Here is a 13,037-nt window from a genome sequence, read left to right on the forward strand (position 1 = left end):
CCCCAGTGCGAATCGTGCGGCATCCCCCAGGAATAACCGACACGTACTCAGAACAACCTCTCACCCGGATTTTTCCGAGCGCCACCGATAATTGTGCTCCGGCCCCGACGAGGCCAACGTACCACCGGCCACATCCAATGCGCAACGCGTGAAATGAGCATTTCCGGCGTACCTTCGGGGGTTCCCGCCGGGACCGTTCGGCAGGACGAAGCCGCAGGTAGGCGGATTGCGCGGAGTAGCCGCGCCGGTTAACCCGGCGGCACCCGGCACGCGTCCGCCGCCGCCTCCACCGCCCGCACCACCGCGTGCGCCTCCCGATCGGACAGGTGTGGATTGAGGGGTAGGCTGAGGACTTCCCCGGCGAGCCGTTCGGCCACCGGAAAAGCACCCGGCCGCCACCCCCGGTCCCGGAAAGCGGGCGAGCGGTGCGGCGGCACCGGGTAGTGGATCAGCGTGCCGATCCCGGCCTCCGCGAGGTGTCGCTGGAGCGCGTCCCGCAGCGGGTGGCGGACCACGTAGAGGTGCCAGACCGGCTCCGCCCACTCCGGCACGTGCGGCAGCACCAGGCCGGCCGCCTCGGCGAGCCCGGCGGTGTACGTCGCCGCCGACGCGCGCCGGCGGGCGTTCCACTCGTCCAGGTGGCGCAGCCGGACCCGGAGCTGGCCGGCCTGCAGCTCGTCCAGCCGGGAGTTGGTGCCCAGCACCTCGTGGTGGTACTTGACCCGCGACCCGTAGTTGCGCAGCAGCCGCACCTTCGCGGCGATCGCGGCGTCGTCGGTCGTGACCACGCCGGCGTTGCCCCAGGCGCCCAGGTTCTTCACCGGGTTCAGGCTGAACGCGGCGGCGGTGGACAGCCCGCCCGCCCGGCGGCCCTCGTACCGCGCCCCGTGCGCCTGCGCCGCGTCCTCGACCACCGGGAGCTGGTAACGGGCGGCGAGCTTGCCGATGGCGTCCATGTCGGCCGGCTGGCCGTACAGGTGGACGGGCACGATCGCCGCCGTGCGCGGGCCGATCGCCGCCTCCACGCCGGCCGGGTCGATGGTGGACGTGCGCTCGTCCGGCTCGACCGGCACCGGCCGCGCCCCGACCGCCACGACCGCCATCCAGGTGGCGATGAACGTGTTCGACGGGACGATCACCTCGTCACCCGGCCCCACGTCCAGCGACCGCAGGGTGAGCGTCAGCGCGTCCAGCCCGCTGCCCACCCCGACGCAGTGCCCGACGCCGCTGTACTCGGCGAACTCGGCCTCGAACCGCTCCAGCTCGGGCCCCAGGACGTACCACCCGGAGGCCGCCACCCGCTGGTAGGCGGCGTCGAGTTCGGCACGCAGCTCGGCGTAGCCGTGCCGCAGGTCCAAGAACGGCACCTTCACCAGTCATCACCCCGCGCCTCGCGTAGGAATCCGTCGTAATCACGGCAGTAGTCGTCCTCGTCGTAGCTGTGCGACGCGAGCACCAGGCAGATCGAGTCGGCGGAGAAGTTCCGCATCTCCCGCCAGACCATCGGGCCGAGGTAGAGCGCGCGGTCCGGCCCGGCGAGCCGGTACTCGGCCCGCCGCCTGCCGTCGTCCACCAGCACCTCGAACCGCCCGGCCAGCGCCACCACGAGCTGCTCCAGGCTCCGGTGCGCGTGCGCGCCCCGGGCCGCGCCCAACTGGTGGCCGTACATGAAATACACCCGTCGGACGACGAATCCGATCTCCTTGCCGGATTCGATCACGCCGAGGCTGCCCCGCAGGTCGGTGAATTGCGGCAGGACGACCATCCGGTAACCGCCCGCTGTCTTCGGCTTCATGGCGATCCAGGGACAGTCGGCATCTCGCCTCCTGCTCGGCTTACGACAACGATGAGAAAAACATCGTCAGCCGCGGGCCGATCCGACGCATCTCCCGGAATGCCCTGGCCGGCCGCCACAGGGGCGCATTCCGGGAGATGCCGGGCGGCTGCGCCGGGACCAATGCTGGCGACGACCTCCCGCGTCGGGCCGCGACGCGATCGGGAACGGAACGAGCGTCGGGTCGCGGCGGGATCAGGACCGGAACCGGCGTCGGAACGCGACGCCCGATCCGGGCCGGAACCGCCCCAGAAGAGAGGCAGTGGCATGAGGGTCCTGTTCGCTCCGCTGCCCAGCCGAAGCCACGCGTTTCCGCTGGTGCCGTTGGCCTGGGCGTTCCAGGCGGCCGGTCACGACGTGGTGTTCCTCGCCGGCGAGGAAGCCGTCGAAGTGCGCAACGCCGGGGTGGCCGTGGTCGACCCCATTCCCGGTTCCACGATGGCCCGACACCTGCCGGCCGCGTTGAAAGCCATGCCCGACCTGTTCGGCCCGGCGTCGCACCTGAGCGCGGCCGAACTCGTGGAGCGCCGGAAGGTGGTCGTGGGCATGTGGGACCACCACGTGGACGGCTTCGTGGCCGCCGCGGCACGGCTTGCGCCCGATCTGGTCGTGTGCGACGCCATGTTCAACGCCGGCCTGGTCGCCGCCGCCGTCGTGGGCGTGCCGGCCGTCGTCCACGGATCGGGCCCCAAGCGGTACACCCCCGAATTCCTGCGGGAGCACGCCCCGGCCGCGTTCGAGCGGCACCGGGTGGAGCTGCCCGAGGCGACCGCGCTGATCGACGTCGCCCCGGCCGGCCTGATGGAGAGCGGTCCGTCGACCTGGCGGATGCGGTTCATCCCGTACAACGGCGAGGCGGTGCTGCCGCCGTGGTCGCTGGAACCGCCGGCCAGGCCGAGGATCGCCGTCACGCTGGGCACGATGACGACCCGCACCGTGGGCACCGACCGGTTCTCCCGCGTCATCGAGGCCGCCCGCGAGGTGGACGCCGAGTTCGCGCTGACCGTGGACGAGGAGACCGCCGCCCGGATCGGGCCGCTGCCCGACAACATCCGGCCCACCGGCTGGATCGCGCTGAACCGGCTGCTGCGCACCTGCACGGCGGTCATCCACCACGGCGGCAGCGGCACCATGCTGACCGCCTGTGCCGCCGGGGTGCCGCAGCTCGTCATGCCGGTGGGCTTCGGCGGCGAGTTCGACGCGCGCGCCATCGCCGCGTACGGCTGCGGGCTGAACCGGCGGCCCGAGGATGTCGACGCCGACACGATCGCGACGCTGGCGTTCGACACCGGTCTGCAGGACGCGGCGCGCGAGCTGCGGCGGGAGGTCGAGCTGATGCCGACCCCGGCCGAACTCGTCGCCGACATCACCGAATTCGCCCGGTGAATCCGGGCGCCGACCAGGGAGGCGGCCCATGCCGAGAATAGTCGACAACGACGACGGCTCCACCAGTTTCATCCTCGACTCGACCGAGATCCGGGACTTCGTGGAGCGCCAGGCGCCGGAGTTCAAGAAGTTCGTGGAATTCGTGGAAGGACCGCGATTCCGGCAGGCCCGGCACTTCATCAAATCCGTCCTGCGCTGACCGGCGCGTGACCCGAAGGGGAGCACAGGTGCGTTCGACGACCGGGTCTCCGGGTGCCCAGAAGAGCCAGTCCCCCGCTATCCACGGTATCCGGGGACTGGCCGCGATGGCGCTGCTGACCGTGCACGTGGCGATGTTCTCGGGTCTGTTCGGGACGAAGGCGACCGGGGTGACGGTGCCGCCGAGCAATTTCCTCGGCGCGTTCTTCGTCAGCGGGCTCCCGTCGTTCATCGGGGTGTTCTTCGTGCTTCCCGCGCTGTTCCTGTACCTGCCGATCGCCAAAGCCGTGATTTCCGGCGACCGGCTGCCGCCACAGCGCAACCAGCTCATCCGCCGGCTGTGCCGGCTGCTGCCCGCGTACTACGCGATGTTCCTCGTGGTGCTGGTGGCGCTGCACCGGGAGGCCGTCGATGGCGTCTGGTACGTGCTCCGGCCGCTGCTCCTGCTCCAGGTCTACCTGCCGAGCCCGTTCCACCCGAACCTGCTGCCGGGCCTGGAGATCACCTGGACCGTGCCGACGATGGTCCAGTGGTACCTGGTGCTGCCGCTGATCGCGTGGGCGGTGCACCGGTTCGCCCGGCGCGGCGCCACGCCCGCCGCCCGCGCCCGCCGGCTGATGCTGCCGGTGCCGGTGCTGATCGCGGTCGGCATCGGCTGGCTGTTCTTCGTCAAGGCCCACGACTGGGACAACCGGATCGTGTTCTGGTGGCCGCAGGGCTTCGCGCCCGCGATCGGCGTCGGCATGGGGCTGGCCATCATGCTGGCCCTGGCGCGGGTGTCGCCCGCCGACACCCCCCGGCTGCTGCGGCTGGCGGCCACCCGCCCGCACCTGTGCTGGCTCGGCGCGGTGACCGTCTACCTGGTGAACTGCGCACGGCCGTTCAGCGTGATCGGGATGGACGCCATCTACTCGGTGGCGGGCCTCCTGGTGACGTATGTGATGGTGATGTCGTTCGGCCTGCTCGCGACGCTGCCGTTGGTGTCGCCGGGGGCGCGGCGGGTCAGGCTGGTCGACGCCGTGCTGACCAACGGGCCGGTGGTGCACCTCGGGCGCATCTCCTACGGCGTGTACCTGTGGCACTTCGCGGTGATGCACTTCTACCTCCAGCACGAAGCGATCTTCGACGGCGGCGTGCGGCCGATCCGCGAGCTGTACGGCAAGGCCGGTTTCGTGGAGCTGTGGACCGTCACGGCCGCCGGCACGGTCGCCATCGCCTCTATCAGCTACTACCTGCTGGAACGTCCGATCACGACGTGGTCCAACCGGCGTTTCCGAGATGACACAACGACTTCCCGCCGGCCTCAGGCCCCGATCGCACCCACCGTCGATATGTCCACAGTGGACTGGGACGTCGAGCGGGCGACTTCCGCGGTGGCGGGCGCCGTCGCGGACCGCGACACGATCCGGACGAACCTCACCGAGCTGGAACACAGCCCCGGCCGCCAGTTGCTCGCGCAGGCCGAACTGACCGGCCTCACCGGACGGCGCCGGCAAGCCGTGTCCACCGACCTGGTCGACCTGTGGGAGCTGTTCCGCGCCTACTCGGCGGTGGTGGACGAGGCGGCGCGCCTGCTCGCCGGCCGGCGGGACCTCGCCGCCCTCGCCGCCCTGCTCACCGGCCCGTCGGTGCTCGTCACCGCCGAACCGACCCCGCTGCACCGGCGGAAGATCACCGAAGACGGGCACACCCGGCTCACCGTGGCCGCGGCCGTGGAGCGGATGAACCGGCAGTTCCAGGAGACGGCGGAACTGGTGGCCATCGCCGAGACCGTCTGGCACGAGACGTCCGGCCGGCTCACCGACCTGCGCGCCGACCTGGCCCGCGCCAACGCCCACGCGCCCGGCGACGCCGCGCTGGCCGAGGCGCTCGCCGCCGCCGACGCCGACCTGCACCGCCTGGCGGGCACGGTCAGCACCGACCCGCTGGCGCTGTGGCGGCACGGCCGCGCCGACACCGCCGAGCTGGACCGGCTCCGGCAGACCGTCACCGCGCTGCTCGACCGCATCGCGACGCCCAACGGGGCGACCCCGAAATCCGACTGACCGACAGAGGAGACACCCGTGACGCTCCAGGTGAAACGCACCGGCGTGACCACGTTCCAGGGGCAGCCCGTCACGCTGCTCGGCGACCAGGTGGCGGCCGGCGACCCGGCGCCCGACTTCACCGTGCTGGCCAACGACTTCTCCCCCGTGACGCTCGCCGGCACCGGGTCCGGCGTGCGGATCTTCTCGGTGGTGCCGTCGCTGGAGACCGAGGTGTGCGACACGCAGACCCGCCGCTTCACCACCGAGGCCGCCGCGCTGGCCGGCGTCACGGTGTGGACGGTCTCCGCCGACCTGCCGTTCGCGCAGCGGCGGTGGTGCGGGGCGAGCGGCCTGGCCGACGTCAAGACCGTGTCCGACCACCACGACCTGTCCTTCGGCCGGGCCTACGGCGTCGCCGTGGCCGAACTCCGGCTGCTGGCCCGCGCGGTATTCGTGGTCGACGCCGCCGACCGGATCGCGCACGTCGAGTACGTGCCCGAAATCGTCCACCACCCCGACTACGCCGCCGCGCTCGACGCGGCGAAAAGGGCGGGCTCCTGACTTCGACCTCCTCGCGCGGAATCGGGCCGACCGCCGGCCGTGAGTGGCCAATGCGCGGCTGAGGTAGCATGCTGACGCGTGCGAAGCCACCACGGACGCGTAGCGCAGGTCTGAAAATGAGCAAGCCCGACCTCAACGATCTGTTGCGGGAACACGCGCCGAATGCGCTGGCCGCGCTGATGCGGCGGTACGACGACTTCGACGCCTGCGAAGACGCCGTGCAGGAGGCGTTGCTGGCAGCGGCCGTCCAATGGCCGGTGGAGAGCGTCCCGGACAACCCGACCGGCTGGCTGACCATGGTGGCGTCCCGGCGGTGGACCGACCTGTGGCGCAACGACGTCGCGCGCCGCCGCCGCGAGGAGGTCGCCGCCTCGCTGGCCGTGGTCGACCCCGAGCCGCCGCCGTCCGAGGACGACACGCTCACCCTGCTGTTCCTGTGCTGCCACCCGGCGCTGAACCGGTCGTCCCAGGTGGCGCTGACGCTGCGGGCGGTCGGCGGGCTCACCACGGCCGAAATCGCCCGCGCGCTGCTGGTCTCGGACACCACCGTGGGGCAGCGGATCAGCCGGGCCAAGCAGCGGATCAAGGCCAGCGGCGCGAAGTTCCGGATGCCCTCGCCCGAGGATCGGCCCGCGCGCCTCGCCGCCGTGATGGAGGTGCTGTACTTCATCTTCAACGAGGGCTACACGGCCAGCTCCGGCCCCGCGCTGAACCGGGTGGACCTCACCGCCGAAGCCATCCGGCTGACCCGCCAGCTACACGACCGGCTGCCCGCGGACGGCGAGGTCGCGGGGCTGCTCGCGCTGATGCTGCTCACCGACGCGCGCCGCCCCGCCCGGGTCGGCCCGGACGGCGCGCTGATCCCGCTGGCCGAACAGGACCGCGGCCGGTGGGACGGCGACGCCATCGCCGAGGGCGTCGCCCTGCTCACCAGGACGCTCGCCACGTCGTCCCTCGGGCCGTACCAGCTCCAGGCCGCGATCGCGGCCGTGCACGACGAGGCGCGCCGCGCCGAGGACACCGACTGGCGCGAGATCCTGGGGCTCTACAGCCTGCTCGACAACCTCGCGCCCGGCCCGATGGTGACGCTCAACCGCATCGTCGCCATCGCCATGGTCCACGGCCCACGCGTCGGCCTGGACCACCTGGACGCCGCCGTGGCCGATCCCGCGCTCGCCGGGCACTACCGCACGCACGCCGTGCGGGCGCACCTGCTCGACCTGCTCGGCGACGCCGAGGCCGCGCGCGAGCACTACGAGCTGGCCGCCCGCCAGACGCTCAGCATCCCCGAACAGGAGTACCTCTTCGCGCGGGCGGCCCGGATCGCGGGACCGGACACGACGTGACGCGTCAGGATCAGCCTTCGCCGGTCGGCCGGACGTCGACCAGGCCGCTCGCGGCCTCCGGGATCTTGCCCGCGATCTCCACCGCCCGGTCCATGTCCGCGCAGTCCACCAGGAAGATGCCCGCCAGGTGCTCCTTCGCCTCGGCGAACGGCCCGTCGGCGGTGGTCACCTTGCCGTCCTTCGCGGTGACGGTCTTGGCCTGCGACGGGTCGGCCAGCATCTCCGTCATCACCAGCTCACCGGACTTGGTCAGCTCGTCGTAGAACGCGGCGTACTGCTGCAGGCCCGCCTCGCGCTCCTCGTCGGTCATGCTCTCCCAGCTACTGAGGGCTTCCTGGTTGTGGTAGATCTGGATCAGGAACTTCACGCTGCCTCCACGTCGTGAGCGGGTTGCTCTCCCACCAGGATGTCGAAGCCGGATCGCCCGTTTCGACAGGGTCCGGGAAACTTCCACCCGATGAGGTGCCCGCACCCCTCTCCGGCCGAACCGCCGCCACCGACACCTCCCGATCGGCGGCAGGCGGCACGGCGGATTCTTCATCCCACGGCCGAGGCGCGTGGTCACGCAATACCAAAGATGCCGTGTGAATACCCCGCCGGAAGAATTCCGGTCGACAGGCGGTGGCGCGTTGCCGCGTCCCGCCGTTTCTTCAGGGAGGTATGGGTGACCACTGTCCAGACACCGCCTCGCGAAGGCCTCGAACAACGCGCGGCCGAACTCGTCCCGTTGCTCCGGAAGAACGCGCTGTGGTCGGAGGAGAACCGCCGGCTGCACCCGGAGACCGTCGAGGCGCTGGCCGACGCGGGGATCTTCCGGATGAGGATTCCCGCCCGCTACGGCGGCTACGAATGCGACACCCGCACGCTGACCCGCGTGGCCGCCGAGCTGGGGCGCGGTGACGCCTCCGTCGGGTGGACCGCCTCGGTCTGGTGGATCCCCGGCTGGATGGTCGGCATGTTCCCCGACGAGGTGCAGGACGAGGTCTACGCGACGCCCGACGTCCGGGTGTGCGGCACGCTGAGCCCCAGCGCCACGGCGGTCGCCACGGACGGCGGGTACGTCGTCAACGGCAAGTGGGGCTTCATCAGCGGCGCGCACCACAGCCACTGGCAGGAGATCCTGGCCGTCGCGCCGGGCCCGGACGGCGAGCCGGAGCCGATCATGGCCCTGGTCCCGATGTCCGACCTGCGGATGGTGGACGACTGGCACACGTCCGGGCTGCGCGGCTCGGGCAGCGTGAGCACCGTCGCCGAGGACCTCTTCGTGCCGCGGGAACGGGTGCTGACCATGGGCGCGATCATGACGCAGCAGTACGCCTCCGTGCTCAACGCCACCATCCCGATGTACCGGCTCCCGCTGATGCCGGTCACCGCCGCGTCCTCGGTCGGCAACGTCATCGGCATCGCCAAAGGCGCCCTGGAGGCCTTCTTGGAGCGCCTGCCCGGCCGGAAGATCACCTACACCGACTACACCAGCCAGCGCGACGCCCCGGTCACCCACCTCCAGGTCGCCGAGGCGGCGCTGAAGATCGACGAAGCGGAGTTCCACGGCCACCGGATCGCCGAGCTGGCGGACGCCAAGGCCGCCGCCGCCGCGCCGTGGACGACGGAGGAGCGTGCGCTCTCACGGGTCTCCATGGGCGTCGTGTGCAAGCGGGCGACGGAAGCGGTGGACATCCTCAACTCGGCGAGCGGCGGCACGTCGATCTACTCGCACGTGCCGATCCAGCGGATCACCCGCGACCTGCACGCCCTGACCCAGCACGCGCTGGCGACCCCGCACGTCTCGTTCGAGACCTACGGCCGGGTGCTGTGCGGCCTCGCGCCCAACACCACCTACTTCTGAGCGGGTTCGCCAGGGCGGGAAGGGTACCGATGCACGACTACCTGATCATTGGCGCGGGCTCGGCGGGGTGCGTGCTCGCGGCACGGCTGACCGAGGACCCGGACGTCACGGTGTGCCTGGTGGAGGCGGGTCCGGCCGACACGCACCCGAACATCCACACGCCGGCCGCGTTCGCCCGGCTGTTCCGGACCCGCCTGGACTGGGACTACGACACCCACGACGAGCCGTTCCTGAACCGCCGGCGGGTGTTCCTGCCGCGCGGCCGGGTGCTGGGCGGCAGCGGTTCGATGAACGCGATGGCCTACACCCGGGGCAACCCGCTCGACTACGACGAATGGGGACAGCCGGGCTGGGCCTACGACGAGCTGCTGCCCTACTTCCGGCGCTCCGAGGACAACGAGCGCGGGGCGTCCCGCTACCACGGCGTGGGCGGCCCGCTGTCGGTGTCCGACAACCGGTCCCGCAACCCCATGTCCCAGGCGTTCATCGCCGGGGCCGTGCAGGCGGGCTTCCCGGCCAACGACGACTTCAACGGCCCGGAGCAGGACGGTTTCGGCTTCTACCAGGTCACCCAGCGCGACGGCAGGCGGTGCAGCACGTCGACCGCGTTCCTGCGGCCGGCGCTGGACCGGCCCAACCTGACCGTGCTGACGAACGTCCAGGCGCACCGCGTGCTGATCGAGAACGGCCGCGCGGTCGGCGTCACGGGGCAGCGGCTGGACGAGGAGATCACCCTCCGGGCCGGCCGCGAGGTCGTGCTGGCCTGCGGCGTCTACAACACCCCGCAACTGCTGATGCTCTCCGGCGTCGGCCCGGCGGACACGTTGACGAAGCTCGGCATCCCCGTCGTGACCGACCACCCCCACGTCGGGCGGAACCTCCAGGATCACCCGATGGTGCCGATGATCTTCACGCACTCGCACCCGATCAGCCTGCTCGCGGCCGGCGATCCGGAGAACGTGCGGCAGTTCACCGAGGAGGGGCGGGGGATGCTGACCTCCAACGGACCGGAGGCGGGCGGCTTCGCGCGCAGCCGGGACGGCCTGCCCGCGCCCGACCTGTGCTTCTTCGCCGCGCCGGGGATGCTCGCCGACAGCGGTCTGGGCACTCCGACGCACCACGCGATCTCCTTCGGGGGCGCGGTGTTGACGACGCGGAGCAGCGGCAGCGTCACGCTCGCGTCGGCCGATCCGACGGCGAAGCCGAAGATCCTGCACAACTACTACGCCGACGAGTCCGATCTGGACGTCGCGGTGGCGGGTCTGCGGATCGGGCTGGAGATCGCGCGGCAGCCCGCGCTGAAGCCGTACGTGGAGGAGGTGTACCGGGCGCCCGACTCGGAGTCGGACGCGGACCTGCGGGCCTACGCCCGTGCCGACACGCAGTCCATCTTCCACCCGACGAGCACGTGCGCGATGGGCGCGGTGGTCGACGCGGACCTGCGGGTGCTCGGTGTGGACGGCCTGCGGGTGGTGGACGTCTCGGTCATGCCGAGCGTCGGCCGCGGCATCCCGAACGCCTCCGCGATCGTGATCGCCGAGAAGGCCGCGGACCTCCTGCGCGGCGTGCCGGCGCCGCTGCCGGACAACGCCGCGGCCGCGCCGCTGACGGACAAGGCCGTGCCCGCGGTGTGAGACCAGGACGTGAAAAAGACCGGTGCGGATTCGGCCGCACCGGTCTTTTCACATCCCACGATCACGCCAGGGTGTCGACCTTCCGCAGGTCTTCCTCGGCCCGCGACAGCATCTCCTTGCCCCGGATCAGGTCCGCGGCCTTCTCCGCGATGGCGATGGTGGCGGCGTTCGGGTTACCCCGCACCAAGGTCGGCATGACGGACGCGTCGACCACCCGCAGCGCGTCGACCCCGAGGACGCGCAGCTCGGCGTCCACCACCTCGCCCATCGCGCACGTCCCCGCCGGGTGGAAGATCGAGTGGGCGTAGAGCCGGATGAACTCGCGCAGGTCCCGGTCCGACTCGGACGCGGGCGGCTCGAACTGGGCCTCGTTGTACGGGGCCAGGGCCCGCTGCCGGGCGATCTCCAGGCCGATGCGGGTCGCCTCCACGGCGTCGTCCAGGTCGGACTCCTCCGCGAAGTAGTCGTGCTTGATCATCGGCTTGGCGGTCGGCTCGCTGGACACCAGGGTCACGCTGCCCCGGCTGCGCGGGGTCAGCATGGACGGGCCGAACGAGATCGCGTGCCGGTCCGGCGGTTGCAGGCCGCTGTCGGCGAACATCACCGGCGCGGCGAGGAACTCCACGTCCGGCGCGGACAGCCCCGCCTTGGTGCGCACGAAACCGCCGACCTCCGGTCCGTTCGCGGTCAACGGCCCGCGCCCCTCGGCGGCGTACCGCTCGACGTTCTCGGGCCGGTTCGCGGTGAGCAGGCTGACCGGCTGGGAGTGCGTGAACACCAGCGGCACCAGGGCGTGGTCCTGGAGGTTCCGGCCGACCCCCGGCTGGTCCAGCACGACGTCGATGCCGTGGGTGGCCAGCTCCTCCGCCGGCCCGATGCCGGACAGCAGCAGCAGTTGTGGCGAGTTGTACGCGCCGGCGCACAGGACCACCTCGCGTGCCGCGCGGATCGTCACGGGCTCCTCGAAGCGGGTTCCCGTGACGCCGGCCGCCCGCCCGTGCTCGACCAGCACCCGGTGGGCCTGGAAGTGCGTCTCGACGGTGAGGTTGGGCCGATCCAGTGCGGGGCCGAGGAAAGCGGTCGACGTGCTGCACCGCCTGCCGTCCCGCTGGGTCACCTGGAACGCGCCGAAGCCGTCCTGTTCCGCGCCGTTGAAGTCGTCGTTGCGCCGGTAACCCGCCTGCGTCGCCGCTTCGACGAACGCCGCGGTCGACGGGTTCTCCGAACGGCCCTCCGACACGGCGAGCGGTCCGCCCACGCCGTGGTGGGCGGACGCGCCGCGCTCGTTGTCCTCGGAGAGCTTGAAGTAGGGCAGCAGGTCGTCGTAGCCCCAGCCGGGCTGGCGCCACCCGTCGAAGTCGACCCGGTTGCCCCGGATGTAGACCATGGTGTTGATGGAGCCCGACCCGCCGAGCACCCGGCCACGCGGCAGGTAGACCCGACGGCGGCCGAGGTGCGGTTCCTCGTGGGTGGAGTAGTCCCAGTCCAGGTGCGTGCGGAACATCCGGAAGGCCCCGACGGGCAGGTGGATGGTGTCGGCGGTGTCCGGCGGGCCCGCCTCCAGCAGGCACACCGTGACGTCGGGGTCCTCGGACAATCGTGCGGCGAGCACGCAGCCCGCGGTTCCAGCGCCGATGATGACGTAGTCGTACACCAGCTCCTCCTTGTCGATGTGGCCGGTCGATGTGGGCCGTCATTACGGGCCGGTTCGGGCTCCGCGGGCAGGTGCGGCGGGTCAGCCGCGCATCGGGCTGGTCTGGTGCGAGGCGATCCGCCAGTCGCCGTCGCGCTTGACGATCACCCACATGCAGCGGAACGTGTCGGCGGGCTCGGGGGTGTCCGCGCCGTCCCGGACGATCCCGCCCTCGGTGATGGCGATCGCGACCGAGTCGTTCACGAGCGTCACCTCGCGCGGGACTTCGGCCAGCCGGGTGCCCCGGAACCCGCCGCGGAACGCCTCGGCGTGGTAGTCCCGGATCTCTCGCCGGTTCTTCAGCTCGATGTGGCCGGACAGCATGCTGCCGTTGTCGAGGAACACCCCGGCGAGGGCGTCCGGGTCGTTCTCCTCCCAGGCCGCCCGGAAGCGGAGCGCGGCGGTGAGCGCCGCGCCCTTCTCCCCGTTGGAGAACTCCCCGTAGTAGGTCGCCCACTTCTTGGCGCTCACGACGAGCGATTCGGCCTTCTCGGCCACGACGCCTCCCTGTC

12 protein-coding genes are annotated in these 13,037 nt (G+C 71.5%); 7 read left to right on the forward strand and 5 right to left on the reverse strand.

The window, feature by feature from the left end; all coding sequences use genetic code 11:
* Positions 1-248: 248 nt before the first annotated feature.
* Both ACQPZF_RS22300 and ACQPZF_RS22305 read right to left on the reverse strand, forming a co-directional pair.
* Positions 249-1,373, reverse strand: a complete 1,125-nt coding sequence (locus ACQPZF_RS22300; RefSeq protein WP_433259942.1) for a DegT/DnrJ/EryC1/StrS family aminotransferase — start codon at positions 1,371-1,373, stop codon at positions 249-251.
* Positions 1,370-1,795 carry a sugar 3,4-ketoisomerase gene (locus tag ACQPZF_RS22305; RefSeq protein WP_433259943.1) on the reverse strand — a complete coding sequence of 142 codons (426 nt, stop codon included), beginning with the start codon at positions 1,793-1,795 and terminating at the stop codon, positions 1,370-1,372. Before ACQPZF_RS22305 ends, ACQPZF_RS22300 begins: the two co-directional genes overlap by 4 nt.
* A gap of 306 nt (positions 1,796-2,101) precedes the next feature.
* Between ACQPZF_RS22305 and ACQPZF_RS22310 the strand changes: the two genes are divergently transcribed.
* The 5 genes from ACQPZF_RS22310 (at position 2,102) to ACQPZF_RS22330 (ending at position 7,352) form a co-directional block, all read left to right on the forward strand.
* Positions 2,102-3,220, forward strand: coding sequence for a nucleotide disphospho-sugar-binding domain-containing protein (locus ACQPZF_RS22310; RefSeq protein ID WP_433259944.1), 1,119 nt, complete (start codon positions 2,102-2,104; stop codon positions 3,218-3,220).
* A 28-nt stretch (positions 3,221-3,248) separates the two neighbouring features.
* Positions 3,249-3,419, forward strand: a complete 171-nt coding sequence (locus tag ACQPZF_RS22315; protein WP_433259945.1) for a hypothetical protein — start codon at positions 3,249-3,251, stop codon at positions 3,417-3,419.
* A 28-nt stretch (positions 3,420-3,447) separates the two neighbouring features.
* The gene (locus ACQPZF_RS22320; protein WP_433259946.1) at positions 3,448-5,463 is read left to right on the forward strand and encodes an acyltransferase family protein; all 2,016 of its coding nucleotides are present in this window, start codon (positions 3,448-3,450) and stop codon (positions 5,461-5,463) included.
* 18 nt (positions 5,464-5,481) lie between these two features.
* Positions 5,482-6,006 (forward strand): thiol peroxidase, encoded by a 525-nt coding sequence (gene tpx / locus ACQPZF_RS22325; protein WP_433259947.1) that lies wholly within the window; start codon positions 5,482-5,484, stop codon positions 6,004-6,006.
* 116 nt (positions 6,007-6,122) lie between these two features.
* Positions 6,123-7,352 carry an RNA polymerase sigma factor gene (locus ACQPZF_RS22330; protein WP_433259948.1) on the forward strand — a complete coding sequence of 410 codons (1,230 nt, stop codon included), beginning with the start codon at positions 6,123-6,125 and terminating at the stop codon, positions 7,350-7,352.
* 10 nt (positions 7,353-7,362) lie between these two features.
* Here ACQPZF_RS22330 and ACQPZF_RS22335 read toward each other — a convergent pair whose 3' ends face one another.
* Positions 7,363-7,719 (reverse strand): YciI family protein, encoded by a 357-nt coding sequence (locus ACQPZF_RS22335; RefSeq protein WP_433259949.1) that lies wholly within the window; start codon positions 7,717-7,719, stop codon positions 7,363-7,365.
* A gap of 297 nt (positions 7,720-8,016) precedes the next feature.
* Between ACQPZF_RS22335 and ACQPZF_RS22340 the strand changes: the two genes are divergently transcribed.
* A complete protein-coding gene (locus ACQPZF_RS22340) occupies positions 8,017-9,198 on the forward strand; it encodes an acyl-CoA dehydrogenase family protein (protein WP_433259950.1) in 1,182 nt (393 codons plus the stop codon).
* 29 nt (positions 9,199-9,227) lie between these two features.
* Complete coding sequence (locus tag ACQPZF_RS22345; RefSeq protein WP_433259951.1) at positions 9,228-10,832, forward strand: GMC family oxidoreductase; 1,605 nt, start codon at positions 9,228-9,230, stop codon at positions 10,830-10,832.
* A 61-nt stretch (positions 10,833-10,893) separates the two neighbouring features.
* Here ACQPZF_RS22345 and ACQPZF_RS22350 read toward each other — a convergent pair whose 3' ends face one another.
* The gene (locus ACQPZF_RS22350; protein ID WP_433259952.1) at positions 10,894-12,486 is read right to left on the reverse strand and encodes a GMC family oxidoreductase; all 1,593 of its coding nucleotides are present in this window, start codon (positions 12,484-12,486) and stop codon (positions 10,894-10,896) included.
* An 81-nt stretch (positions 12,487-12,567) separates the two neighbouring features.
* Positions 12,568-13,023: an SgcJ/EcaC family oxidoreductase gene (locus ACQPZF_RS22355; protein WP_433259953.1), complete on the reverse strand. Its 456-nt coding sequence runs from the start codon at positions 13,021-13,023 to the stop codon at positions 12,568-12,570.
* Positions 13,024-13,037: the final 14 nt, after the last annotated feature.

This window comes from Actinosynnema sp. CS-041913, from assembly GCF_050942485.1.
In the GTDB taxonomy this organism is placed as follows: Bacteria; Actinomycetota; Actinomycetes; order Mycobacteriales; family Pseudonocardiaceae; genus Actinosynnema.